This is a genomic window from Brevundimonas sp. VNH65, assembly GCF_049445955.1.
Classification (GTDB): Bacteria; Pseudomonadota; Alphaproteobacteria; order Caulobacterales; family Caulobacteraceae; genus Brevundimonas.
Genome location: NZ_JBMSDX010000007.1, coordinates 54,765 through 80,087 on the forward strand (window position 1 = coordinate 54,765; position 25,323 = coordinate 80,087).

Consider the following 25,323-nt stretch of genomic DNA (forward strand, 5'->3'; position numbering starts at 1 on the left):
GCGCCGTCGGGGTCAACCGGAGCAGAGGAGGCGGTGTCGTTTCCGGCCCCGGCCGTGGCCTCCATGCCCCGGCGCCGTCACGTCAACTGCAGAGTGATCAGGTTCGGTCGGCTTGCGAACGATCCGCGCCGCGCGTCTAATGCCGGCGGCCGGCAGGGGATGGATACGGCCTGAGGGGATGATCATGCGAAACGCTCTTACCGCCGCAATTCTGGCCCTGACGGGTCTGGGCCTGTCGGCTCCGGGTCTGGCCCAGGATTTCGACGCCGATCCGACCTACGGCGAGTTTCACCTGTCGCCGGGCTTTGATCCGGATCCCGGCATGCTGAGCCTGATGGCCGGCGGCGACGTCGATGCGGCGTCCAAGTTCGAGGATTGTCAGGGCTATGTCAGCGCCGCGCCCGATGTGCGACTGTTCTGGGAAGGCGAAAGCCAGAGCGGGCTGACGATCAAGATATCGGCCATCTCCAACGCCGACACGACCCTGATCGTGAACGGGCCGGACGGAAGCTGGTATTGCGATGACGATTCCGGCGAGGACTCCAATCCGTCGGTCGAGCTCTCGCCCGTCGCCGGCCGTTATGAGATCTGGGTCGGCACCTACTCCAGCGGCGAAATCAAGAAGGCGGTGCTGGGCGTCTCGGAAGTGTCCAGCTTCTGAGACCACAAGCGACACAGCGATGACTTTTTGACGACTTCAAGGTCAAGCTCGCTAGATTGTGGCGGACTTGGTGTTTCTTGGCGGCCATTGACCCCTCGCGGAACCTGAATGGGCGATCGCAGTTCTTTTCCCGAATGTTCAGGAGGAACGCCATGTCCATGACCTATACTGACAATACCGCTTCGAACCTTGGACGCGAGTCTCGTCCTTTGATGGCTGCGGGCGTTGCGCGCACGCCGGAGGTCGAAGAGCCGATCGTGCCCAGCTATCTGCGACGCACCGCGCGCCCGCAGAAGAAGATGCGCAGCTGGATGATCCTGGCGCCGATCGGCGGTCTGGTGCTGCTGGGCGGAGCCGCGGTGATGCTGTTCAATCCCGGTGAGGAACCTGCCGCGCCGCTGGCCGAACCGGCTCCCGTCCCGGCGCCTGCCGCTGTCGAACCGACTCTGACCTCTCCCTCTCCCTCGGCGCTTGAGGCGTCGGCCGGAGCGCCGGTGGTCATCGCCGAGCCCGCGCCTGCGCCGGTCGCAACGCCTCCGGTGGCTCGCACGGCGTCGGCGCCAGCTTCGCGTCGACAGGCTTCGTCTCAGACGCCGCGAACCGCCGCCAGCACGCCAGCTTCTGAGGCGGTCGAGCCGACAGGTCCGAGGCCTTACACCCCTAACCCCAGCACCCAGGCGCTGAACACCGCGCCGGCTTCGAGGGCTACGGTCACGCCCCCTTTGACTTCGGCGCCCGCGATCGCCACGCGGCCTCTGACTCCGCCCCAGGGCTGATTCAGATTGATCTGAACAGACGCCGTCTCGATCGCGACGATCGGGACGGCGTCTTCGCGTTCGGCGTCAGGCCGCTGCGGCCGTCTCAATATCGACCGGCGTGTCCGGGCGACGCACCGGGACGACGAAGCTGACCGTCGTGCCCTGGCCGGGTTCGCTTTCGATGTTCATCACGCCATGATGGAGTTCGATCAGGGATTTGGTCAGGGCCAGCCCCAGCCCGGTTCCCTGGGTCGTCTTGGAATGCTGGCCCTCGATCTGTTCGAAGGGCCTGGCCAGTCGGTCGAGATCTTTTTCGGCGATGCCGATCCCGGTGTCTGAGACCCAGATCTTCTGCAGACCGTCGCCCTCGGCCGCCACCCCGACCGTGATCGCGCCCCCTTCAGGGGTGAACTTCACGGCGTTGGAGATCAGGTTCAGCATCACCTGCTTCAGGCCGCGATGGTCGGCGTCCACATCCTCCAGCTCGGCGGCGTCGACCACCAGGCTCAATCCCGCCTCGTCGGCCTTGCCGCGCATCAGCCGCGCCGCGTCGGTGCAGACCTCCTTCAGCGACACCTTTTCGTAGTGCAGCGTCATCTTGCCGGCCTCGATCTTGGCCATGTCGAGGATGTCGTTGATGAGGCTCAGCAGATGCTGGCCCGACTTCAGAATGTCCTGAGCGTACCCCTTGTAGCGCGGGTCGCCGACCGGGCCGAACATCTCTCCGGCCATGATCTCCGAGAAGCCGTTGATGGCGTTCAGCGGGGTGCGCAGTTCATGGCTCATATTGGCCAGGAACTCTGATTTCGCCTGGTTGGCCGCCTCGGCGCGGGTCATGGCCACTTCGTACTTCCGGGCCAGCAGGCTGAGCTCGGCCTGGCTGGTCTCCAGCTTGGCCACCATGGCGCGCAGGGTGTCGGCGGCCTGGCGGGTCTGGGCCTCCTGACGCTTGATCAGGGTCATGTCGGCGGCAGTTACCACCGTACCGCCGTCCGAGGTGAACCGCTCGGAAATCATCAGCCAGCGGCCGTCGTTCAGCTCCAGCTCCCGAACCCCGGCGGTGGCGGAGGGATGATCCGCCCGGATGGCCAGGGCGGCGATGCGGTTGAGCTCGTCCTTGGCCGCTCCACGCCGCACGGCCTCCGGCCCCAGGCCGAAGGCGTCTGCGAAGGCCTGGTTCGACAGGATCAGCCGCCCGCCCTTGTCGAACAGGGCGAAGGCGTCCGACACGCTTTCGATGCCGTCACGCAGCCGGCTTTCGGCTGACTGGGCCTGGGCCTTGGCGCGACGGGCCTCGGTGATGTCCAGGGCGACGCCCATCAGCTGGGCGTAGCCATGCTCGTCGCGGGCGCCTCGCGCCCGGCCGCGCGCGTCGATCCAACGCGCGCCGCCTTCGGGCGAGGCGACCGGAAAGACGTTCTCGAACACCCCGAAGGCGGCGGACTGGCGCAGGGCGTGCTCGAAGGCCTCGCGATAGCGAGGATGGATGCGGCCCAGGACCGTCTCGGCGGGGACGACGCCGCCCTGGGGCAAGCCGAGAAGGGCCGCCATATAGTCGGACAGGGTGACCTCTTCGGCCTCGAGGTCCCATTCCCACACGCCGCAACGCGCCGCCTCCACCGCCACCTGAAAGCGATGCTCCGTTTCGGCCCAGTTGCGGCGGGCGCGCGACTGACGCCACTGCTGGGCGCCGATGAGGGCGATGACCAGCAGCGCAAGTCCCGCTGGAATGGCCAGGACCCAGAGGTCGGACAGAAGCCCGGCTCCGCGCGTCGGCGTGGGCCGCCAGGCGACGGCGACCAGCCCCCCGTCCGCAACCGATGCGACCGAGACCTGAACCGCGTCGCCGCCCTGGGTCGGCGTCACCGTTCTGACCTGACCCGGCGCTTCGGTCGCGGCGGCGAGGACGTCGTGCGACAGGCCCGGCGCGGCGGCGTCGCCGGCCCGCCCTGCGGCGCTGGAAACGAAGACGCCGGACGTCAGCCCGGCGACCGGCGCGATCGGGAGGCGCGCCTCGAGACGGCGGTCGCCGACGAGACGCGTCAGGATCACCGCGTCGCCCTGCGCGCGCAGGTCCGCATCGTCCCCCGACACGCCGAAGGCGTCGGCCGCAGCGCCGGAGGCGGCGACGACGGCGCCTTCGGGGTCACGCACTGCGGCGGCGAGGCCTGGCGCCGTGCGTCGGGCGGTCTCAAGGGCGTCCAGCGGCCGATCGGGCGCGCGGGTCAGGGCCGTGGCGGCGGCGTCCAGTCCGGCCCTCGCCAGGGCGATGCGGCTGTCCAGAGAGGCGGCGAGCCACTGGGCGTCACGGCTCAGGGCAGTGGTCTGGGCGGCGGCGACGTCGCGGGCCGGCCGCGCCTGCTGCCGGGCGACCAGCAGCACATAGGCGGCGACGCCCAGGACGACGCATAAAAGGCCCAGACGCAGACCGAGCGAACGCCGCGACGGCCCCGCATCGGACGCCCGTCGGCCCTTGCCCTGACTGCGGCGCTCACTGCTCCGCAAGTCGCCCTCCCGACGATTCGTCAATTCAGGGTGAATCTAGGCTGCGTCGCGGAATCCTGTCGAGAGTCCGACCGTGACGGATTTCAGGCGGCGGCGGACCGAGTCCCCTTCGCCACACCCTCGCGCCGGGTCTTCTCGCGCGCCCGGCGGGCGACGGCGGATTCGTCGGGCGGGGTGACCAGCACCTCGGTGACCGCGCGCACCGTCTCGCGGCCGCGCGCGGCGAGGTCGGCCAGGTCATGCGACAGCGCATCTGGCTCCGCCTCGGCGATTTCGGTCAGGCGCTGCACCAGGGTCATCAGCTCGGGCGCTGCGGCGATCAGCCGGGCCTGGAACTCAATCCGCTCGGGGCTGCGGTCATACTCCGCGCCGGGCACGCGCCAGCCGCCCCAGTCGGCGGTGTCGGTGACGACGACCGGATAGGTGCCGGGAATGGGGTGATGCGGCGCGTCCTCGGCGGCCTGCCACTTGTTGCGGGCGCGCAGCAGTCGCCACTGGCCCATGTTGGAGGCCGAGGCGTCCTCCGCCGCACACATCAGCTCGCCCGCCGTGAAGTCTCGGCCCAGGCCGACATCGTAGGTGACCTTGACCGGTTCGTCGAAGCCCTTGGCCCAGACGGCGTTGATCTTCTCGACCTGGGTCCAGGCGCCGACGCTCTCGACCCAGACCTTCTGTCCCTTCTGGAACTGCGCGCGCGCCATGGCGGCTCCTCTTCAGCGGACGAGCTTAATGCCACGGCAGGGTTAGAACCCGGTGTCCGGACACGGTGAATGCGGCCTTCACCACGCCGGACCTCGGCGCGCCCACTGGCGGCGCCGCGAGCGGGCCTCTATGGCGAGGCTGGAGATCGGGAGACAGATGATGACGACGGCGGCGAACGAGGCGAGGACGGTGCTGGACCGGCTGGGAGTTCCGGCCTCGGCCTGGACGGACGGCGCGGGCCTGATCGCCCGTTCGCCGATCGACGGAACCTCGGCGGGAACGGTGGCCGAGGTCGGTCGTGAGGCCGCAGACACGGCGGCCCGGAGAGCGGCGGCCGCCTTTTCGGCGTGGCGCAGGCTGCCGGCTCCGCGCCGCGGCGAGCTGGTCCGCCTGCTGGGCGAGGAGTTGCGCGCCGCCAAGGACGACCTGGCCCGGCTGGTGACGCTGGAGGCCGGCAAGATCGTCTCCGAAGGTCTGGGCGAGGTGCAGGAGATGATCGACATCTGCGACTTCGCCGTGGGCCTGTCGCGCCAGATCGGCGGCCTGACCCTGCCGTCGGAACGTCCCGGCCACCACATGCGCGAGGCCTGGCAACCCCTTGGGCCGGTCGCCGTCATCACCGCCTTCAACTTCCCGGTCGCCGTCTGGGCCTGGAACGCCGCCCTGGCCCTGATCTGCGGCGATCCGGTGATCTGGAAGCCCTCGGAGAAGACGCCCCTGACGGCGCTGGGCGTCCAGGCGGTTTTCGACCGCGCCGCCGCCCGGTTCGGCCCCGACGCCCCCGACGGCCTGGCCCAGCTGCTGATCGGCGGGCGCGAGGTCGGGGAGGCCCTGGCCACCGACCCGCGCATACCCCTGGTCTCGGCCACAGGCTCCACCCGGATGGGACGTGAGGTGTCGACCGTCGTGGCCGGGCGGCTGGGACGCAGCCTGCTGGAGCTGGGCGGCAACAACGCCATGATCGTGACGCCCTCGGCCGACCTGGACATGGCGGTCAGGGCCATCGCCTTCTCCGCCGTCGGCACGGCGGGGCAACGCTGCACCACCCTGCGCCGCCTGCTGGTGCACGAGGATGTGGCCGAGGCGCTGATCGGGCGATTGGCGACGGCCTATGCGACCCTGCCGATCGGCGACCCGCGCGACGCGGGCGTTCTGGTCGGGCCGCTGATCGACGCGGCGGCCGGTACGGCCTTCGATCGCGCCCTGGAACAGGCCGTCGCGCAGGGCGGAGAGGTCGTGGTCGGCGGCGGTCGCGCCGACCTGAAGGCCGAGGGGGTCTATGTGAAGCCCGCCATCGTCCGCATGCCGGCCCAGACCGAGGCCGTCATGACCGAGACCTTCGCCCCCCTCCTCTACGTCCTGACCTGGCGCGACTTCGACCAGGCGGTCGAGATGCAGAACGCGGCGCCCCAGGGGCTGAGCTCCTGCGTCTTCACCGACAGCGTGCGTCAGGCGGAGCAGTTCCTGTCGGCCTGGGGCTCGGACTGCGGCATCGCCAACGTCAACATCGGCCCCTCGGGCGCCGAAATCGGCGGCGCCTTCGGCGGGGAGAAGGAGACCGGCGGCGGCCGCGAATCCGGTTCCGACGCCTGGAAGGCCTATATGCGCCGCCAGACCCAGACGGTGAACTTCTCCCGCGACCTGCCGCTGGCCCAGGGGGTCCGGTTCGAGGTTTAGGGCAAGGCGCGTCCGGGCGCTCCTCCGATTCGCGGTCCGGTCGTCGGATCGCGTGCGATCCTTTTCCGGGCGGGGAGATTTGCCCCCTCCACCGCCCGCCGATCGCTGCGCGATCGGACCCCTCCACCGCCTTCGGCAGTCCCCCTCCCCATCTGTGATGGGGAGGATATGCGGTCCCCCTCCCCCATGCGGGGGAGGAGAAGACAAGCGTGGTCGGCTTCACGGCGGGGGCCTGAAGGGTGCGGGAGGGGCGGAGCGCCGGGCCTCGCCCGGTCTGTGGGGATAGAAGTACCGTTTTCGACGAAGGTCCGATGTCGGGCGAAATCTGAGACGGGGCCGAGGCCCCGCCCGATTTCGCCTGATGTCGCTCCGCGCGAGGCCTGGACGGGAGGAGCGACGGGGGGGCGCTGATTGGCGCCGGCGTCGAATAGCCCCCCGGCGGGCGGGTCGGCCGGCGCGGCCGATCCCCGGAACGGTCGGGATTTCAACTCCGACCCAGCCTCGGCTCCGAAAAGGTTCCCCTCCGCGGTCGAGGCGGCGAGGTCACCAGACCCCGCCCCCGCTGTCTCGCCTCCACCGCCCGCAGGTCGCCGGCCGACGGCCCTCCCGTGCGGTGAAGCAGGGGTATTATGGCGGAGATTTCACCTGCGCCCGGAAGAGGGCTGCATGTTTCGGGGAAAGGTGAGGGAAATCAGCGAATCCGGGCGTTGAAGTGTGATGGAAGGAACCCCTGTTCCGACACGTCTCCCTCTCCCGGTTGGGAGAGGGATTGAGCGCACGGCGGCGCAGCCGTCGTCCTGGCGCTCAAGGGTGAGGGGACGGACGGTGCAGTCGGCGTGAGCCGTGTCACGGACGGTGCGACGGCTGACGCCGACGTCGGGACCGTCCCCTCATCCGCCCCTGCGGGCCACCCGTCAGCGGATCGCATGCGATCCGCCTCCACCCAACCGGGAGAAGGGAGGGGGTGCGACCCTTTCCCGGTTGGGCATGATCGAGTCCGGGGGCGGCGGCGGGATGAAAGCGACGGTGCGGCGCTCCCGCCGCGCTCAAACGGGTCTATACTCAGCGCGCGTCGTCCCGCAGCCCGATCGGTCAGGCGGGTGTGAACGAAGGGAATCTCATGACATCCAGTCGCTACGCCCGCCTCCGTCGCGCCCTGACCGCCGCGTCCGGCCTCGTGGTTCTCGGCCTCTCACCGCAGGCCTTCGCTGCCGCAGAGTCGCCCGCGCAGACCGCCACGCGCTGGTCCTTGGCCATTCATGGCGGCGCCGGGACGATCGAGCGCGACCGCATGACCCCGGCCCAGGACGCCGCCTATCGCCAGGCGCTGGAGAAGGCGCTGGAGGCCGGATCGGCGGTGCTGGCCGGAGGCGGCTCGGCGCTGGACGCGGTGCAGGCGGCCGTGGAGATCATGGAGGACGATCCGCTGTTCAACGCCGGGCGCGGGGCGGTCTTCACCGCCGCCGGGCGCAACGAACTGGACGCCGCCGTCATGGACGGGAGCCATCGCGCCGCCGGCGCCGTGGCCGGCCTGACCACCACCCGCCACCCCATCGCCGCCGCCCGCGCCGTGATGGAGAAGTCGCCCCACGTCTTCCTGATCGGCCAGGGCGCCGAGACCTTTGCGGCCGAGCAGGGGCTGGAGCAGGTTGCGCCCGCCTTCTTCTTCACCGAGCGACGCTGGCAGGGACTGGTCGCGGGCCTGAGACAGAGAGGCCTGCCCGTCCCCGACCGGCCCGAGGGCGCCCCTCCCCCGCCCGTCGTTCCGATGGCGGATCATGACCCGTCCGCCCCGCCCCTGAACGAGAAGAAATTCGGCACGGTGGGCGCCGTCGCCCTGGACAGTCAGGGCCGGCTCGCCGCCGCCACCTCGACCGGCGGCATGAGCGCCAAACAGTGGGGCCGGGTCGGCGACGTGCCGGTGATCGGCGCCGGCACCTACGCCTCCAACGCCGACGGCTGCGCGGTGTCCGCCACCGGCGACGGCGAGTATTTCATCCGCGCGACCGTGGCGCGCGACATCTGCGCGCGGATGGCGGCATATGTCGCTCCCACGCCTGAGCAAGTGCGCGAGGCGGAGAGGGAAATCTGCGCCGAGCCCCATCCGATCTGCCAGGTTCGCCCGCGATCTCCTCAGGCCACGGCCGCTGAAGCCGAGATCGCCGATGCAGCAAATCTCGGCGGCACGGGCGGCGTGATCGTTATGGCCCTCGACGGACGCCCCGCCTTCGCCATGTCGACTTCCGGCATGTATCGTGGAGCGGTTTCCTCGGACCAACCCGAACCCCGTGTCGCCATCTACGCCGACGAGCCCGGCCTGTGAGCGCCCCCGACGAACTCACCGCCATGGCCGAGGAGGAGCTGGCCTCGGCCATCGCCCTGACCTGGCCGGAGATCAAGGCCGTCACGCCGTGGGGCGACAGTTTTGAAGGCTTCGCGCCCTCGGGCCGGACGGTCGAGGTGGAGCGTCGCTATCTGTGGGCGGTCGAGCCCGCCGGGGCCGTGGTGGTGGAGGTCGAGGTCCGTGACGCCGCGGCCCGCACCGGCGCCGAGGCCCGCGCGATCCTGGCCCCGCCCCGATAGGCCCGTCGCCCTGACCTGACGACGCTACGACCGTCCGTTTCGGGCCACGCCCGGACGGATTCGAGGAACCGCGTTCGGATTCATTATTGCCAAGGCGGCCGGGACCGCCATCATGCGCCGTCCGTCGTCGCGCGGGGGCCGCCCATGACCGCCTATCCGAGAGACTTCTATTCGCCGCCGGAGGCCGCCGGTTTTGCGCCGGAACCGCCGGGCGGGATCGAGCCCCTGACCCCCGGTTTCGAGGCCGGCGCCGGGCTGTGGCTGGTGCTGATCGTGCTCGCGATGGCCGCCCTGGGCTTCGCCGCCGGCTGGTTCGTCGGTCGGCGCCGGCGCGAGGCGGAAGCCGACCGGACGGCGGCGGACCTGCACGCCTCGGTGCTGAAGGCGGCCGACGCGGCCCTGGGCGCCCGCAGCCATGAACTGGTCGCCAGGGCCGAGGCCTTGAAGACGGTTCTCGACGACCGTCTGGGGCCGGTGCTGGCTCTCGGTTCGGGCCTGACCGGCCCGGTCGAGGCCCTGGCGGCGGCGCTGGCGTCCCGTTCCGCCCCTTCACACGGTCACGACCATGACGATCATGGCGACCACGGTCATGGTCATGGCCACGGCGGAGATCATGGGGCGAAGCCCGAGAGCGGCCACGCCCCGGCCACCGTCAATCAGGTCTTCGTCGGCGCGCCGGTGTCGGTCGCCGGGCATCATGGCGACCACGGCGGCGGCCATGGCCACGGGGGGGCGCACGGCAAGCTGTCGGGTCCGGAGCAGATCGAGGCCCTGAGCAAGGCCGTTCGCGCCTTCCACGACTACTGGAGCCAGTCCGGGCGCCGGATCGCCGAGCTTCGCGCCGCCCGTCGCGCCCTGGAGCGGCGCACCGGCCTGATCGCCGCCGCCACCCCCGCCGGAAGCGACGGCAAGCGCGTCTGGGACCGCTGACGCCCGACCGCCCTTGCCAGTTCGCCAAACCGGTCTAGACCTGTCGGGATGAAACTCGCCTCGCTCAAGCACGGCCGCGACGGCCGCCTCGTGGTCGTCTCGGACGACCTTCACTGGTTCACCGACGCCTTTCTGATCGCCCCGACGCTGCAGGCGGCGCTGGACGATTGGGAGCGGTGCGAGCCCCGCCTGCGCGCCCTGGCCGAAAGCCTGGAGCACGAGGCCGTGCCCCGCGGACGCTTCCACGAGCGCGAGGCCGCCGCCCCCCTGCCCCGCGCCTATCAATGGGCCGACGGCTCCGCCTATGTGAACCATGTCGAACTGGTGCGCCGGGCGCGCGGCGCCGAAATGCCGGCCAGCTTCTGGACCGATCCGCTGATGTACCAGGGCGGCTCAGACAGCTTCCTCGGGCCGCGCGACCCCATTCCGCTGGCCGACGAGGCCTGGGGCTGTGATCTGGAGGCCGAGATCGTCGTCGTCACCGGCGACGTGTCCCAGGGCGCCAAGCGGGAAGAGGCCCTGGCCGCGATCCGGCTGGTCGGTCTAGTCAACGACGTGTCGCTGCGCAACCTGATCCCCGGCGAACTGGCCAAGGGCTTCGGCTTCGTCCAGTCCAAGCCCGCCAGCGCCCTGTCGCCGGTCTTCGTCACCCCCGATGCGCTGGGCGACCGCTGGAAGGACGGCAAGCTGCACGGCGAACTGACGGTCCAGCTGAACGGGCAGGATTTCGGCAAGGCCGACGCCGGGGTCGACATGACCTTCGACTTCGGGACGCTGATCGCCCATCTGGCGAAGACCCGGTCGCTGGGCGCCGGCTCGATCATCGGTTCAGGCACCGTTTCGAACCGCGACGCCGACGGCGGCCCCGGCAAGCCGGTGGCCGAGGGCGGGCTGGGCTATTCCTGCATCGCCGAGGTGCGGACGGTCGAGACGATCCTGCGCGGCGCGGCGGAAACCCCCTTCCTGAAGACCGGCGACACGGTGCGGATCGAGATGCTGGACGAGAAACACCACTCGATCTTCGGGGCCATCGAACAGACGGTCGAAAAACTCTGACAGCGCCGCATCGGCCTCCGCTTCGGATGGCCGATTGTCTCGCCGGCAAAAGGCTCAGCGCCCGTCCGGATCCAGCGGTTGGGGCCGGGTCGTGACCGGGGCGTTGGGGTCGGTGGATTGCGGCCGAGCCGCCGTGGGCGGCGGGGACGTGGCCGGAGACGGGGTCGGGGCTTCGGCGGGCGGTTGAGCCGTCGAGACGTCCGGCGCGGGCGTGGCCGGGACCGGGGTCTCTGGGATCAAGGTCGTCGGGCGGACCGCGGGCGCGGGCGCGGGCGATGGCGCCGTCGACGATGACGGAGCTCGCCGGACCGGAGCCGGCGACGGGGCGGCTGCGGCGGGGCGAGGCGGGGTCGCGGCGGTCGGCGCCGAGGGCGTCGGGGCGCCGGTCGCCACTGGAGGTTCCGCCTCCGGGACGGGCGGGGCGGCCGTCGCCGGTTCTGAAGCCGTCATCGACGAAACGGTTTCCGCCGGCGCGACGTCCGCCGCCGTGTTCGGGAGGGGGGGCCGGTTCAGCACCCAGACCAGAACCCCGGCGGCCGCGACCAGGCCGACGCCGCCGGCGATCCACAGTAGGCCGGGCGATTTCCGACGCAACGCACGAACGCGGGTGGCGGGTTCGGCGATGACGGGCTGGGGGATGGCCGCAGACGGCGCGATCGAGACATCAGATGCGCCGGGGGGCGAGACTGCCGGGGCAGGTTTCGGCACGGGGCGCACCACCGCCGCCGACGTCGAAGGCGGCGAGGCCGACGGCGCGCCGACGACGGGCGAGGACGGCGCGCTTTCGGGCCGTTTCTGCGGCACGAGCGAATTGTTGAAGAAGCCGCCGGGGATCACGCCCGGTCGGGTCGCGCTAGCGGTCTGGGTCACAGCGGAGCCGGCGACCTGATGCACGCTGCCCGAGACGGGAGCGGCGCCCCGCTGGGCGGCCTGGATCGGCGACTGGAAGGCCGGCGCCGGACGTGCGGGCGGCGGCGCGGATGGAACCGCAGGGGGCGTCGGACCGCGCCCCGCGCTGACAGGGCCAAGAGCCCCGCCGACTCTCGGCAGCGGCCCGGCGCGGAAGATGGTGGGCGGCGGACGGCCCCAGGCGATGGGCGCGCGTCCGGCGGGACGGGGCTCGGGGGCCGACGCGACGGCGGGACCGACGGACGGCTGGGCCTCGGCCGATGGCGGAGCGGGCTCGACGGAGGGGGTCTCGACGACGGGCGTCTCGGCGGCGATCGCCTTGGCGCGCGACGCGCGCTTGGTCGGCGCGGGACCGGCCTCGGCGACCTCGCTGACGACCTTGCGCGGCCGGGGGGTTCGCTTCGGCGTGGACGCGGATTCAGGCGCCGCCTCGGTGGAGGCGGCCTTGGCCACGCGCGGGCGGCGCGGCTTCGGCGTCGTGTCCGGTTTCGCGAAATCAGCCGGGTCGGAAGGAGTCTTCGCCAAGGAAAATCACAGCTCGCAAAGGCGTCAGCCGACGCCGGAGGGGAAAGGTTCGATCCTGTCGGGCGGCTGGGTCGATTTCGTGACCGTCAGTTCTTCAGACGATAGCCGGTCTTGAAGATCCAGCCCACGGCGATCAGGCAGGCCGTCAGAAAGCCGAGGGTCGCCAGCAGGCTGATCCCCACCCCGACGTCGCCCGCGCCATAGAAGGTCCAGCGGAAGCCCGAAATCAGATAGACGATCGGATTGAACAGGCTGATCGTCTTCCAGACGCCGGGCAGCATGTCGATCGAATAGAAGGCCCCGCCCAGAAAGGTCAGCGGGGTGACGATCAGCATCGGAATGGCCTGAAGCTGTTCGAACCCGTCAGCCCATATCCCGATGACGAAGCCGAACAGGCTGAAGGTCACGGCGATGAGGATCAGGAACAGGAACATCCACACCGGATGCAGGATCTGCAGCGGCGTGAAGAGGGCCGCCGTGCCCAGGATCACCAGGGCCAGAACCACCGACTTGGTCGCCGCCGCCCCGACATAGGCGATGACGATCTCCATCGGCGAAACGGGGGCCGACAGAATCTCGTAGATCGTGCCGGTGAACTTGGGGAAGTAGATGCCGAAGGAGGCGTTGAAGATCGACTGGGTGAACAGGCTGAGCATGATCAGGCCCGGCACGATGAAGGCGCCGTACTGGACGCCGTCGACCTCGGTCATGCGGTGGCCGATGGCCGATCCGAAGACGACGAAATAGAGGGCCGTGGTGATCACCGGCGTGACCAGGCTCTGCCACAGGGTGCGCATCGCCCGCGCCATTTCGAAGCGGTAGATGGCCCATATGCCGCGATAGTTGAGGGTCATCAGGCCGCCTCCCCTTCCTGGTGGACCAGGCTGACGAAGATGTCTTCCAGCGAGCTCTGGCGGGTGTTCAGATCCTTGAAGCCGACGCCGAGGCCCTCCAGTCGCCGCAGCAGGGCCGGGACGCCGGTGTCGTCGGCGTTGGCGTCGAAGCTGTATTCCAGTTCGTGGCCGTCGCCCTTCAACTCCAGCGGCCATTCGGCCAGCTCCGCCGGGACGGCCGACAGGGGTTCCGACAGGTTCAGCGTCAGCGTCTTCCTGCCGAGCTTCTTCATCAGGGTGGCGGTCTTCTCGACGAGGATCAGCTCGCCCTTGAGGATGACCCCGACGCGATCAGCCATCTCCTCGGCCTCTTCGATGTAGTGGGTGGTCAGGATGATGGTCACGCCGCGCTCGCGCAGGCGCCGGACCAGGGCCCACATGTCGCGCCGCAGCTCGACGTCCACGCCCGCGGTCGGTTCGTCCAGGAACAGGATGTCCGGCTCGTGCGACAGGGCCTTGGCGATCATCACCCGGCGCTTCATGCCGCCGGACAGGGTGCGCAGCTTGGCGTCCTTCTTGTCCCAAAGGGTGAGGTCCCGCAGCAGTTGTTCGATGAAGGCCGGGTCCGGCGCCTTGCCGAAGAGGCCCCGGCTGAAGGTCACCGTCGCCCACACGCTTTCGAAGGCGTCGGTCGTCAGTTCCTGGGGCACCAGTCCGATCTTCTGACGGGCGGCGCGGAAGTCGGTCAGGATGTCGTGGCCGTCGGCCAGGATGGTCCCCGAACTGGGCGTGACGATGCCGCAGATGATCGAGATCATCGTCGTCTTCCCGGCGCCGTTCGGACCCAGCAGGGCGAAAATCTCGCCCTTGTCGATGCTGAGATCCACGCGTTTCAGGGCCTGATGCCCCGACTTGTAGGTCTTGGTCAGCCCTTCGATGGCGATGGCTCTGGTCATGCCGGCAGGCCTCTTCTCTCGTCGAGCCGCTCGCCCGCGTCCGCGCAATATGGCGAGACCTTGACCATGCTCAAGGCGGGCGCCGAAAGAAATCCGGACTGCGCGATCAGGCCGCGCGCCAGTCGAAGACCAGGGTCTCCCTGTGGCCGAACCGCTGGAGGTGGTCGGCCACGACCGTCTTGAACCGCTCGACGTCGGCGCCGGGTTCTGGCGTCAGCCGTACGTCCAGGCCCGCTTCGTCCGCTGTGAGCTCGCACAGGCCGAACGGCAGGGGAATGGACGCCTCAGTTGGGGTGAACGTCACATCGAACTTGTGGGACCAGTGCTTGGCCAGTTGCTGCAGATAGCGGCTGGCGCGATCGGTCGCGACGCGCGCGAGAAAGGGCGAGGTGGAGGAAGCGGCTTGGGTCATGGCTGGCAGATGGCCCGTTTGCGAACGCTTCGCAAGAGAAGTCATCGCCATCCGGTTGGGAGGAACAGGCGTAACCGGCTGGCGTTCCGTTCACCGCTTGAGGAGATCACGATGTCGCGCCACGCCTTCCTGCCCGTCGCCATCATGTCCGCACTGGCGCTGTGCGCCTGTGTGACGGCGCCCTCGCCGCGCGAGTATCGGGCGCCGGCTCCGACACGTTCGGTTGACGCGGCACGGCTCTACGACGGGCTGTGGCTGGAGATCGGGCGCACACCGATGCGGCTGACCGACGGCTGCGTGGCGGGCACGACCACCTACCGACTGGCCGGCGAGACGGCGATGAGGCTGCGGGACACCTGTCGCGCCGACAGCGCGCGGGGCAAGGAAAAGGCCCTGACGGCCTCGGCGGAAATTCTCGACCCCGGCGTCAACACCCGGTTTCGCGCCCGGTATCTGTGGGGGCTGGTCACCTGGGAATACTGGATCCTGGATCACGCCGACGACTACAGCTGGTTCATCTCGTCGGACCCGAAGTTCGAGAAGCTGTGGATCTATACCCGCACCGCCCCCGATCAGGCCGAACTGGACCGTCTGAAGGCCCGGGTCACGGCCCTGGGGTATGACGTCTCCAGGCTGGAGTTCCCCGAGCCTCTGGCGGCGTCGGACGTCGCCGGGACGGCGGCCAAGCTCGACTAGAAGGATCCGCCCATGCGCCGCCTGATGCTGACCGCCGCCTGCTCCGCCCTGCTCGCGGGATGCGGAGGCCCCGCGCCCTTGCCGCCCGAAGCCACGTTCGGGCCGAATCCGACCCTGGTCGCGCCACGCCAGGGATGGCTGCCGACGGTGAAGGTCGCAGAAGTGGTCGGGTGGGAGGCGGATGCTGCACCCACCCCGGCGCCCGGTCTTCGGGTCCAGGCCTTCGCCCGAGATCTGGATCATCCTCGGTGGCTCTACACCCTGCCGAACGGCGACGTCCTGGTGGCCGAAAGCGCGGCGCCGCCGAAGCCGGAAGGGCAGTCCGGCGGCGTGCGCGGCTTCTTCCAGGACCTGTTCATGAAGAAGGCCGGAGCCGCGACGCCGAGCGCCGACCGACTGACCCTGCTGCGCGACGCCGACGGCGACGGGGTGGCGGAAATGAAGACGCCCTTCCTGACGGGCCTCTACTCACCGTTCGGCATGGCCCTGGTCGGCGATCGTCTCTATGTCGCCAACGCCGACGCCGTGGTGGCCGTCCCCTACCAGACCGGCCAGACCCGCATCTCGGCGACGCCGCAGAAGGTCGCGGACATGCCGGCCGGCCGCAACCATCACTGGACCAAGAGCCTGGTGGCCGCGCCGGACGGATCGCGGCTGTATGTCGGCGTCGGGTCCAACTCCAATGTCGCGGAGAACGGGCTGGAGGAGGAGGTCGATCGCGCCGCCGTGCTGGAGATCGATCCGGCCACCGGCGCGCGCCGCCTCTATGCGTCCGGCCTGCGAAACCCGGTCGGCATGGCCTGGAACGCGCAGAGCGGGCGGCTGTGGGTCGCGGTGAACGAGCGCGACGAGATCGGTGACGATCTGGTCCCCGACTATATGACCTCCGTCCAGCCGGGCGGCTTCTACGGATGGCCCTGGAGCTACTATGGCGACACGGTCGATGAACGCGTGAAGCCCGCCAATCCGCAGATGGTCGCCAGGGCCATCAAGCCGGACTACGCCCTGGGCGCCCACACCGCCTCGCTGGGTCTGACCTTTTACGAGGCGGAAGCGATACCGGGATGGCGGGGCTCCGCCATCATCGGTCAGCACGGATCATGGAACCGCAGCCGACCCAGCGGCTACAAGGTCATCCGCGTCGCCTTCCAGGACGGCCGCCCCGTCGGCATGCCGCAGGACGTCCTGACCGGATTTCTGGACGAACAGGGCCGGGCGCGCGGCCGGCCGGTCGGCGTGATCACGGACGGACGTGGCGCCCTGCTGGTCGCCGACGACGTCGGCGACGTGGTCTGGAGGGTGGCGCCGGCCGACCGCTGAGGCCGGCCGGACGGCGTCAGTCGGCCTTAGCCGGGGCCCGCATCGCGCGATCGGCGGGGACGCCGGCGGAGACGGTGCGCGGCGCGCCGGCGACCTCACCCGGCTTCATGAACTTGACCAGCACCCGCTGACCGATCAGCAGGGGGGCGTCGCCGGCCGACACCACAACCTCGACCACGCGCTCGTCGGTGCGCTGGGACGGATCGTCGGAGGCCAGCTTGCGGGCGCCGAACACCGCCGCGCGGCGCATCACCTCGCCGACATAGACCTTGGACGGATCGCCCTCGGGAGTGATCTCGACCTTCTGGCCGGGCGTGATGTTGGGAATGTCGCTCTCGACGATCTCGGCGCGGGCGATACGGGGCGCGTCCGGCTCCAGATCGAACATGTTGGACACGTTCAGGGTCGAGGCGCCGGCGCCGGGGTTGGCGTAGCGACGCACGATACGACCGTTGGCGGGGGCGCGGATGACGGTCAGTTCCTGATTGTATTCGGCGCTGGCCAGCTGGGCGCGAGCGGTCTGGACGGCGGCCTGCTGCGAGCCCAGGCGGGCGCGGGCGGCGGCGATGGCGTCGCGCGCCTGATCGACACGCTGGGCGGCGACGAAGTTGGTCGCGACCAGCTTCTGAAGCCGCTCATGTTCGCGCTCGGCGGTGCGGATATCGACGTTGATCTGGGCCAGTTGCGCCTCGGCCTGATTGACCGACGCACGAGCGGTCTGGACCGCGAGGCGCGCCTCGTCGTCCTCCTGGCGGGCCAGGATCTGACCGGCGACCACGCGGTCGCCCTCCTGCACCAGAACCTCGCGCACGACCCCGCCGCGGCGGGCCGCGACCTGGATGATGCCGCCCTCGATATCGACCTTGCCGTTGGCGATGGCGGCGTAGGGAGTGACCGCCTTGGTCGCCTCCGCCTTGGCAGCTTCGGCCTTCTTGGCCTCGTTCTGCTTGCCGACCACAACGAAGCCGACGCCCAGCAGGACGACCAGAGCCACAGCGATCCAGGTACGCTTCAATTTCAGGAAACCGGGCATTCTCTCGTGTCCTTCGCGGATCTCAGTGCGACGCCAGCTTGGCGTCGGGATTGGGGGTGCGACGCTCGTCAGAAATGATGACGCCGTCTTCGATCTTGATGACCCGATCGGCCCATTCCTCGAGCCGGGGGTCGTGGGTGACGCAGATGACCGCCGCCCCGTGTTCGGTGGCGGCCCGGCGCAGCAGGCGGATGACGATCTGGCCGTTCTCGCCGTCCAGGGCCGAGGTCGGCTCGTCGGCGAACAGGATCTTGGGGTCCTTGGCCAAGGCGCGAGCGATGGCGACGCGCTGCTTCTCGCCGCCGGACAGGATGGCGGGTCGTTGATGCAGGCGGTGAGCCAGCCCGACTTCGGTCAGGGCTTCGGTGGCCCGTTTGTTGGCCTGGGCCGACGTCAGACCCTGGAACTTCAGGACGGTGGTCACCTGCTGCAGCGCCGTGAGGGCCGGGAACAGGTTGAAGCCCTGGAAGATGAAGCCGCAGTGGGCCAGGCGGAACCGGTCGATCCGGCTCAGCGACAGCTTCCACAGGTCATCGACGTCGAGCGCATCGACCCGCCCCTCCTCGGGGCGCAGCAGGCCGGAAAGGGCCGCGATGAGCGTCGACTTGCCCGAACCGGATGGCCCCATGACCATGGTCAGGTCGCCGTGGCGGGCGTCGAAATCCACGCTTTTGAGCACTTCGACGAAGCCCTTGCCGGACTTGAACCGCTTGACCAGGCCCGTCGCCTCGATCGCGAAGTCGCCGTGCTTGCCGTGAACCTTGGTGTGTTGGGCGTTCATCGCAGCAGGTCCGCCGGTTGGCTGTTCTTGAGGATGCCCAACGACAGGGCGCCCGAGATGACAGCGATCAGGATCAGGCCCCCGCCGACCACGACGAGGAGCATGAAAGGCAGGGCGATGATCACCGCGCCGGCCTTGGCCAGGAGGCTGACCAGCCAGGTCAGGAGGATGGCGGCGGCGACGCCCACGCACCCGACCCAGAAGCTTAGCTCCATGACGATCCGGTTCAGCGATCCCATGCCGACGCCCAGCGCCCGCAGCGAGGCGAACTCCTTGATGTTGGCCATGATGGCGCCGCGCAGCGTCTGCCAGGTGATGGCGATGCCGATGATGGTGCCCAGCACCACGCAGCCGCCGATGATGATGACCAGAATGCCCTCATCGAACATGGCGCCGGCGTTGGCGTCAGCGAGTTCCTGACGCGTCCAGGCCTTCCACTGGCCCTTGCCGATCTCGTTCAGCTCGGCCGCGACGGTCTGGGCGGCTGCGGGGTCCCGCAGCTTGATCATCAGCGGTCCGACACGAGGGCCGGTGTCCGCCTGGCCCACCATCCGCAGGGTGTCGCGGCTCATCACCACGGTCGGCTGCATCATGTTCGGATAGCCGCGCAGGATGCCGACCACGGTCACGGTCTGGCCGTTGTACAGCGCCTTGTCGCCCAGTTTCACGCCCAGTTGCGGCAGGGCCGTCTCGTCGATGGCGACGGTGTAGGGCTGGCGCAGGGCGTCCACCAACTCCTGGGAATAGTCCGTCGGAATGGTCACCGATCCCGGCGTGGTGTCGATGATCGAGGTCTGGACGAACCTCTGGCGCGGCGCGCCCTGTTTGGCGCGGTCCGCCTGGGACATCGTCGGGTCCACGTTCTTGACCGACTGGAAGCTGCCGCCCGCCCCGTCCAGGGGCTGAACCTCGACGACCTGGGGATGGTTGTAGGCCAGCGGAATGAACCGGCGCGGCACGCCCGACGGACCTCCCATCAGGCTGGTGGCGCCCGGCTGCATGATGATGACGTCGGCGCTGGAGCGCTCGATGATGGCCGTGAAGCCCTTGCCGATGCCGATGAAGACGCCGGTCATGGCCAGCACCAGCAGGCCGGACAGGGCGAGCGCCATCACGGCGGCCATGTAGCGCCGCCACTCGAACAGCAGTGTGGATAGAGCGAGAGACATGAATGCGTTTCAACCCCGAATACGCCGCTATCTGACGGCGGCGTCGGTTTGGGCCAAGTTAAATCGGGGTAAGGCGATGACCGGGACCGCTTGACGCGGCCGCCCCGCGGCGCGACGACGCCGCCTTGTCAGCGCCCCCTCGACGGGCGTAGCTACAATATAACAGGCTCGGTCGGCGTCGTGCCGCCGGCCCACAGGAGACGCCCGCCCATGTCGCTTCGCCTCACCGCCGCCCTGCTGTCGCTCGGCGGATCGATCGCCGTCCTGTCCGCCGCCGCTTCGCCCGCGCGCGCCGACGAAGGGATGTGGACGTTCGACCAGTTCCCGATCGCCACCGTCAATGCGAAGTATGGAACGAGCCTGGATCAGGCCTGGCTGGACCGGGTGCGCAACGCCGCCGTGCGTATCCAGGGCTGCTCCGCCTCGCTGGTGTCGGACGAAGGACTGGTCCTGACCAACCACCACTGCATCGTCTCCTGCGTCCAGGACCTGTCGGACGCGCAAAACGACTATGTGAAGAACGGCTGGATGCCGGCCACGCGCGAGGAAGAGAAACAGTGCCCCGGCCAGACGGCCGAAATCCTGACCGAGATCACCGATGTGACCGATCGCGTGAAGGGCGCCGGCGCCGGCCTGGAAGGCGCCGCCTTCGTCCAGGCGCGCGGCAACGAAATCACGAAAATCCAGGACGAGGTCTGCGGCGATGACCGCAAGCTGACCTGCCAGGTGATCAGCTTCTATCGCGGCGGCCAGTACAAGCTGTACAAGTTCCGCAAGTATGAGGACGTGCGGCTGGTCTTCGCGCCGGAGTTCCAGGCGGCCTTCTTCGGCGGCGATCCCGACAACTTCAACTTCCCCCGCTACGCCCTCGATGCCGGTTTCCTGCGCATCTATGAGGACGGCAAGCCGGTCGCGACCCCCAACCACCTGACCTGGAACGCCAACGCGCCCAAGGAAGGCGACGTCACCTTCGTGGCCGGAAACCCCGGCTCGACCTCGCGCCTGCTGACCGTCAGCCAGCTGGAGCGGCTGCGCGACCAGCAGCTGCCCATCTCGCTGATCCAGGGCTCGGAACTGCGCGGCCGGATCCAGGAATATGCGACCACGTCGGATGAGGCCAAGCGCGTCTCCGTCGACCCGCTGTTCGGTCTCGAGAACAGCTTCAAGGTCTGGTACGGCCAGCAGGGCGCCCTGACCGACGCCGCCTTCATGGCCAAGAAGCGTGAGGAAGAGGCCGAGCTGCGGGCCCGCGTCGCCGCAGATCCGGCCGTCGCCGCCCAGATCGGCGATCCCTGGGGCGAACTGGAAAAGGTCCAGACCGCCGCGCGCGACCTCTTCCTGCCGTATCGCCAGCTTGAATCGTCGGCGGGCGGCGGATCGACCCTGTACAACTACGCCCGGGCCATCGTGCGGACGGCCAAGGAGCGGGCCAAGCCCCAGGCCGAGCGCCGGGCCGGATATACGGACGCCGCCATCGCCCAGATGGGCCGCCGGCTGGCCGAATCGACCCCGATCGACGGCGGGCTGGAGGAACTCTATCTCACGCACTGGCTGCTGAAGACGCGCGAATACCTGACCGTCGACAACGCCGATGTGAAGGCCCTGCTCGGCAAGGACGCCCCGGCGTACATCGCCGATCGTCTGGTCACCGGCACCAAGCTGGCCGACGCCGCCGAACGCGCCCGTCTGTTCGCCATGACCCCGGAGCAGCTGGCCGCGTCGGGCGATCCGATGATCGCCTTCGTCCTGGCCAATGACGACGCCGCCCAGGCCATCCGCACCCAGTGGGACGCGGCGGTGAACGCCCCGACCAGCCGTGCGGCGGAAAAGATCGCCCAGGCCCGTTTCGCCGCCTATGGGACCTCGCAGTATCCGGACGCGACCTTCAGCCTGCGCCTGTCTTACGGGGCGGTCGAGGGCTGGACCTATCGCGGCGTGACCGTCCCGCCCTTCACCTATATGGGCGGCCTCTATGAGCGGGCGACGGGCGCCGAACCGTTCAACGCGGCCCAGAAGTTCATCGAGGCCGAGGGCCGGATCAACAAGGACGTCGTCTACGATTTCGTCTCGACCAACGACATCATCGGCGGCAACTCCGGCTCGCCGGTGATCAATGCGAACGGCGAGGTGATCGGCGCGGCCTTCGACGGCAACATCCACTCGCTGGGCGGCTCCTTCGGCTATGACGGAACCCTGAACCGCACGGTGACGGTCTCGACCGCCGCCATCACCGAGGCCCTCCGCAACGTCTATCAGCAGCCCCGCCTGCTGGAAGAGCTGGGCGTTCGGTAGAGCGGTCCAGCGCACGGATTGTCATCCCGGCCGAAGCGTAGCGGAGAGCCGGGATGACAATCCTCGGTGGCTCGATCTCCATGGCGAGGTTCTGGCGCGCCGTGCCCCGGATCGGCCCTGAAGGCGGTCCGGGGCGAGTTGACGACGCCCATTCCCGTCCCGGCTCTGCGCTGCGCTTCGGCCGGGATGACAAGATCGACGCTCGCCTTGACGGCGGCTTTGGGGTGGCTTTCCTTGCGCCCCGTTAAAAGGACTTCACACATGCGTCACCTCAATCTGGCCGCCTCCGCCGCCGTTCTGGCGTTCGCCGCCGCCTCGTCCGCCATTCCCGGAAAGGCTTGGGCCGAGGAAGGCATGTGGACGTTCGACAACTTCCCCATCGCGCGCGCCAACCAGACGCTGGGCACGTCGATCGACCAGGCGTTTCTGGATCGCGTGCGTCTGTCATCCGTCAAGTTCGGCGGATGTTCGGCGGGGATCGTCTCGGCCGAGGGGCTGGTGATGACCAACAACCACTGCGTGGCCACCTGCGTCGCCAACCTGTCGACCCAGGCGGTCAACTATGCAGAGACGGGGTTCACGCCCAGGACCCGCGAGGAAGAACGCAAATGCCCCGGCGGCTCGGCCGAGATCCTGACCGGGATCGAGGACGTCACCGCGCGCATGCACAAGGCGGGCGAAGGGCTTGAGGGACTGGCCTTCACCCGCGCCCGTGACGCCGAGGCGGGACGGATCGAGCAGGAAGCCTGCGGCGATGCGACGGACAAACGCTGTCAGGTTGTCAGCCTGTACCGTGGCGGTCAGTTCAAGCTGTACACCTACAAGAAATACACGGACGTGCGGTTGGCCTGGGCCCCCGAGGATCGGGCCGCGACCTTCGGCGGCGATCTGGACAACTTCTCCTTCCCTCGCTTCGCCATCGATGCGGCCTTCATCCGCCTGTATGAAAACGGGGCCCCGGCCGCGACGCCGACCCACTTCCGCTGGAACGCCGACAAGCCCGTCGAGGGCGCGCCGGTCTTCGTCTCGGGCAGCCCCGGCGCGACCCAGCGCCTGCTGACCATGGACCAGTTGGCCTCGGTGCGGGACGTGGTCCTGCCGATGGATCAGTTGATCGCTTCGGAGTTGCGCGGCCGGCTGATCCGCTATTCCGAGGAGGGCGAACGTCAGGCCTTCGAGGCCATGGACCCGATCGTCTCGATCGAGAACACCTACAAGCGCGGCCTCGGCCGGATGCGCGCCCTGACCGACGCGGACTTCATGTCCCGTCGCACCGCCGCCGAGGCGGATTTCCGCGACAAGGCCGGCGTCGAGATCTTCGACCGACTTGCGGCGATACAGCCGGGGCTGCGCGAACTCTATCCGGCGACGGCCCTCCTGGAGGGCGGAACCGGCGTCGGCACGACGGCGGTCGCCGGCGGGTCGCAACTGTTCTCCTGGGCGCGGACTCTGGTGCGCGGGGCGCAGGAGCGTCAGAAGCCCTCGGCCGAGCGGCTGGCCGAATATTCCGACAGCCGCCTGGCCGCCGTCCAGTCGTCTCTGTTCGCCGAACGGCCTGTCTATCCGGGTCTGGAGCAGGTGCGGATGGAGTGGTGGCTGTCCAAGACCCGCGAGTGGCTGACGGTCGATGATCCGCGCGTGCGGACCCTGCTCGGAAACGAGAGTCCCGAGGGGCTGTCGGCGCGGCTGGTTGAGGGCAGCAAACTGGCCGACCCGGCCGTGCGGCGCGCCCTGTGGGAGGGCGGACTGGCGGCGGTCGAGGCGTCTGACGACCCCCTGATCCAGTATCTGCTGAAGATTCAGGAGCCGACCCGCGCCGTTCGCGCCGAATGGGAGGAAAAGGTCCAGGGGCCGACGGACCGCGCGTCCGAGGCCCTGGCCGCCGCCCGCTTCGCCGCCTATGGCGATGCGGTCTATCCGGATGCGACCGGCACCCTGCGTCTGACCTATGGCCAGATCGAGGGCACCGATGTCCCGGGCCAGAGGTTCGGCGCCTTCACCACCTTCGCCGGCCTGTGGGACCGGGCGACCGGCGCCCCGCCCTTCGACGTCGCGCCGAAGCTGCTGGCGGCCCGTGATCGCATTCCGGGCGATACGGTGCTGAACATGGCGGTGTCGTCCGACACCATCGGCGGTTCGTCGGGCTCGCCCGTCGTGACGCCCCAGGGCGAGATCGTCGGCGCCAACTTCGATTCCACCGTCCTGACCCAGCGCAACGCCTATGGTTATGACCGCAACGTCAACCGCAGCGTGATCGTCACCACGGGCGCCGTGACGGCCGCCCTGCGCGACGTCTACGGCATGACCGGCCTTCTGGCGGAACTGGGGGTGCGGTGACCGCCCTCGCCTTCCGCCCGGCGACGGTCGCGGACGTCCCGACCCTGCATGCCCTGATCGAAAGCGCCTATCGCGGCGAGACGGCCAAGGCCGGCTGGACCCACGAGGCGGACCTGCTGGGCGGGACGCGGACCAGCGCCGAGGAACTGCAGGCGATCATCGGCGACGCCGATCAGGTGCTGCTGCTGGGCGAGGACGCCGACGCCCTGGCCGCCTGCGTTCGGGTGGCGCGGCAGGCCGAGGGTCCGGCCTATCTCGGCATGCTGACCGTTGCGCCGGATCGGCAGGCCGGCGGCCTGGGCCGAGCGGTCCTCGCCGCCGCGGAGGCGGAGGCCGTGAGGCGGTTCGGCGCCTCGCGCATGGAGATGACGGTCATCTCGACACGATCAGAACTTATCGCCTGGTACGAACGCCGCGGCTATGTCCTGACCGGCGAGCGTCGCCCCTTCCCCGCCGAGGCGCAGGACTTCGGCGATCTGCCGCCGCGTGATCTGGAGTTCGTCGTGCTGGAGAAGCCGCTTTAAAGCGGGTCCGCGGCGCGGGCCGGGGCCTGCTCCATCTGGCGCTTGGCCTTGGCGAAATATTGCCAGCCGGTCCACAGGGTGATGACGGCGGCCAGCCAGATCAGGGTCGTGGCCAGCCATTCGAACGCCCCCTGGCCTTGCAGCGGCAGGCCGAACCCGTCCCACAGCAGCACCAGTTGCAGGGCGGCCAGGGCCACCATCTGGACCGTGGTCTTCCACTTGGCCAACAGGGTGACATCCAGCTTCACCGAGCCGGCGGTCGTTTCGCGCAGGGCCGAGACCGCGAACTCGCGGAACAGGATCAGGCCGCAGGGCACCGCCACGCCGGGCAGCCCGCCCCAGGCCAGGACGCTGAGAATCGCGCCGGTGATCAGGATCTTGTCTGCGATCGGGTCCAGGATGGCGCCCCAGCGCGTGGTGGCGTTCCACCGCCGCGCCAGATAGCCGTCGACCCAGTCGGTCGAGGCGGCGATCACGAAGATCCAGAAGGCGATCCGCCCCAGCCGAAGCTGGTCATCGGGGCTCAGATATTCCGACAGAATCGGCACCTGCGGCGCCGATCCGGCCAGGATCAGGAACATCACCACGCCCGCGACCAGGCGGATGCCGGTCAGGATGTTGGGGATGGGATTGGCCTTGGGCAGGGGGTGCATGGATCGGTCCT

General features: G+C 69.4%; 22 protein-coding genes. 12 read left to right on the forward strand and 10 right to left on the reverse strand.

Going from position 1 to position 25,323, the window contains the following annotated elements; all coding sequences use genetic code 11:
• Positions 1 to 184 precede the first annotated feature (184 nt).
• The gene (locus tag ACO2Q1_RS11895; RefSeq protein ID WP_423329680.1) at positions 185 to 661 is read left to right on the forward strand and encodes a hypothetical protein; all 477 of its coding nucleotides are present in this window, start codon (positions 185 to 187) and stop codon (positions 659 to 661) included.
• Positions 662 to 813: 152 nt separating this feature from the next.
• The gene (locus ACO2Q1_RS11900; protein ID WP_423329681.1) at positions 814 to 1,437 is read left to right on the forward strand and encodes a hypothetical protein; all 624 of its coding nucleotides are present in this window, start codon (positions 814 to 816) and stop codon (positions 1,435 to 1,437) included.
• A 66-nt stretch (positions 1,438 to 1,503) separates the two neighbouring features.
• Here ACO2Q1_RS11900 and ACO2Q1_RS11905 read toward each other — a convergent pair whose 3' ends face one another.
• On the reverse strand, positions 1,504 to 3,924 hold the full coding sequence (locus ACO2Q1_RS11905) for a PAS domain-containing sensor histidine kinase (RefSeq protein ID WP_423329682.1): 2,421 nt from the start codon (positions 3,922 to 3,924) through the stop codon (positions 1,504 to 1,506).
• An 83-nt stretch (positions 3,925 to 4,007) separates the two neighbouring features.
• A complete protein-coding gene (locus tag ACO2Q1_RS11910) occupies positions 4,008 to 4,625 on the reverse strand; it encodes a hypothetical protein (protein WP_423329683.1) in 618 nt (205 codons plus the stop codon).
• 157 nt (positions 4,626 to 4,782) lie between these two features.
• Here ACO2Q1_RS11910 and ACO2Q1_RS11915 point away from each other — a divergent pair, with 157 nt between their 5' ends.
• The 5 genes from ACO2Q1_RS11915 to ACO2Q1_RS11935 all read left to right on the forward strand — a co-directional run bounded on the left by ACO2Q1_RS11915 (position 4,783) and on the right by ACO2Q1_RS11935 (position 10,872).
• Entirely contained in the window at positions 4,783 to 6,303 is a 1,521-nt protein-coding gene (locus tag ACO2Q1_RS11915; protein ID WP_423329684.1) for an aldehyde dehydrogenase family protein, read from the forward strand.
• Positions 6,304 to 7,423: 1,120 nt separating this feature from the next.
• Entirely contained in the window at positions 7,424 to 8,626 is a 1,203-nt protein-coding gene (locus tag ACO2Q1_RS11920; protein WP_423329685.1) for an isoaspartyl peptidase/L-asparaginase family protein, read from the forward strand.
• A complete protein-coding gene (locus ACO2Q1_RS11925) occupies positions 8,623 to 8,886 on the forward strand; it encodes a hypothetical protein (protein WP_423329686.1) in 264 nt (87 codons plus the stop codon). The genes ACO2Q1_RS11920 and ACO2Q1_RS11925 overlap by 4 nt, the downstream gene beginning before the upstream one ends.
• A 144-nt stretch (positions 8,887 to 9,030) precedes the next feature.
• The gene (locus ACO2Q1_RS11930) at positions 9,031 to 9,816 is read left to right on the forward strand and encodes a hypothetical protein (protein WP_423329687.1); all 786 of its coding nucleotides are present in this window, start codon (positions 9,031 to 9,033) and stop codon (positions 9,814 to 9,816) included.
• A 48-nt stretch (positions 9,817 to 9,864) separates the two neighbouring features.
• Positions 9,865 to 10,872, forward strand: a complete 1,008-nt coding sequence (locus ACO2Q1_RS11935; RefSeq protein WP_423329688.1) for a fumarylacetoacetate hydrolase family protein — start codon at positions 9,865 to 9,867, stop codon at positions 10,870 to 10,872.
• 54 nt (positions 10,873 to 10,926) lie between these two features.
• Here the strand turns inward: ACO2Q1_RS11935 and ACO2Q1_RS11940 are convergent, their stop codons facing one another.
• From ACO2Q1_RS11940 to ACO2Q1_RS11955, 4 genes are all read right to left on the reverse strand, one after another.
• Positions 10,927 to 12,306, reverse strand: coding sequence for a hypothetical protein (locus tag ACO2Q1_RS11940; protein ID WP_423329689.1), 1,380 nt, complete (start codon positions 12,304 to 12,306; stop codon positions 10,927 to 10,929).
• Between the two features lie 86 nt (positions 12,307 to 12,392).
• Positions 12,393 to 13,160 (reverse strand): ABC transporter permease, encoded by a 768-nt coding sequence (locus ACO2Q1_RS11945; protein ID WP_423329690.1) that lies wholly within the window; start codon positions 13,158 to 13,160, stop codon positions 12,393 to 12,395.
• Positions 13,160 to 14,095, reverse strand: coding sequence for an ABC transporter ATP-binding protein (locus ACO2Q1_RS11950; protein WP_423329691.1), 936 nt, complete (start codon positions 14,093 to 14,095; stop codon positions 13,160 to 13,162). The genes ACO2Q1_RS11945 and ACO2Q1_RS11950 overlap by 1 nt, the downstream gene beginning before the upstream one ends.
• A 106-nt stretch (positions 14,096 to 14,201) precedes the next feature.
• Positions 14,202 to 14,507 carry a DUF2218 domain-containing protein gene (locus ACO2Q1_RS11955; protein ID WP_423329692.1) on the reverse strand — a complete coding sequence of 102 codons (306 nt, stop codon included), beginning with the start codon at positions 14,505 to 14,507 and terminating at the stop codon, positions 14,202 to 14,204.
• Between the two features lie 111 nt (positions 14,508 to 14,618).
• On the opposite strand from ACO2Q1_RS11955, the gene ACO2Q1_RS11960 reads away from it, so the two are divergent.
• Together ACO2Q1_RS11960 and ACO2Q1_RS11965 are read left to right on the forward strand one after the other, a co-directional pair.
• A complete protein-coding gene (locus ACO2Q1_RS11960; RefSeq protein ID WP_423329693.1) occupies positions 14,619 to 15,203 on the forward strand; it encodes a lipocalin family protein in 585 nt (194 codons plus the stop codon).
• A gap of 12 nt (positions 15,204 to 15,215) precedes the next feature.
• Entirely contained in the window at positions 15,216 to 16,523 is a 1,308-nt protein-coding gene (locus tag ACO2Q1_RS11965) for a PQQ-dependent sugar dehydrogenase (RefSeq protein WP_423329694.1), read from the forward strand.
• 16 nt (positions 16,524 to 16,539) lie between these two features.
• On the opposite strand, the gene ACO2Q1_RS11970 is transcribed toward ACO2Q1_RS11965, so the two are convergent.
• Genes ACO2Q1_RS11970 through ACO2Q1_RS11980 form a run of 3 tightly spaced genes read right to left on the reverse strand, consistent with a single transcriptional unit; the run spans position 16,540 to position 19,506 of the window.
• Positions 16,540 to 17,556, reverse strand: coding sequence for an HlyD family secretion protein (locus tag ACO2Q1_RS11970; protein WP_423329695.1), 1,017 nt, complete (start codon positions 17,554 to 17,556; stop codon positions 16,540 to 16,542).
• A 22-nt stretch (positions 17,557 to 17,578) separates the two neighbouring features.
• Complete coding sequence (locus ACO2Q1_RS11975) at positions 17,579 to 18,337, reverse strand: ABC transporter ATP-binding protein (RefSeq protein WP_423329696.1); 759 nt, start codon at positions 18,335 to 18,337, stop codon at positions 17,579 to 17,581.
• The gene (locus ACO2Q1_RS11980; RefSeq protein ID WP_423329697.1) at positions 18,334 to 19,506 is read right to left on the reverse strand and encodes an ABC transporter permease; all 1,173 of its coding nucleotides are present in this window, start codon (positions 19,504 to 19,506) and stop codon (positions 18,334 to 18,336) included. The genes ACO2Q1_RS11975 and ACO2Q1_RS11980 overlap by 4 nt, the downstream gene beginning before the upstream one ends.
• A gap of 210 nt (positions 19,507 to 19,716) precedes the next feature.
• On the opposite strand from ACO2Q1_RS11980, the gene ACO2Q1_RS11985 reads away from it, so the two are divergent.
• The 3 genes from ACO2Q1_RS11985 (at position 19,717) to ACO2Q1_RS11995 (ending at position 24,659) form a co-directional block, all read left to right on the forward strand.
• Positions 19,717 to 21,798: a S46 family peptidase gene (locus tag ACO2Q1_RS11985; protein ID WP_423329698.1), complete on the forward strand. Its 2,082-nt coding sequence runs from the start codon at positions 19,717 to 19,719 to the stop codon at positions 21,796 to 21,798.
• A gap of 261 nt (positions 21,799 to 22,059) precedes the next feature.
• Positions 22,060 to 24,135, forward strand: coding sequence for a S46 family peptidase (locus ACO2Q1_RS11990; protein WP_423329699.1), 2,076 nt, complete (start codon positions 22,060 to 22,062; stop codon positions 24,133 to 24,135).
• A complete protein-coding gene (locus ACO2Q1_RS11995) occupies positions 24,132 to 24,659 on the forward strand; it encodes a GNAT family N-acetyltransferase (protein ID WP_423329700.1) in 528 nt (175 codons plus the stop codon). Before ACO2Q1_RS11990 ends, ACO2Q1_RS11995 begins: the two co-directional genes overlap by 4 nt.
• Here ACO2Q1_RS11995 and pgsA read toward each other — a convergent pair.
• Positions 24,656 to 25,312, reverse strand: coding sequence for a CDP-diacylglycerol--glycerol-3-phosphate 3-phosphatidyltransferase (gene pgsA, locus ACO2Q1_RS12000; RefSeq protein WP_423329701.1), 657 nt, complete (start codon positions 25,310 to 25,312; stop codon positions 24,656 to 24,658). The genes ACO2Q1_RS11995 and pgsA overlap by 4 nt on opposite strands.
• Positions 25,313 to 25,323 lie beyond the last annotated feature (11 nt).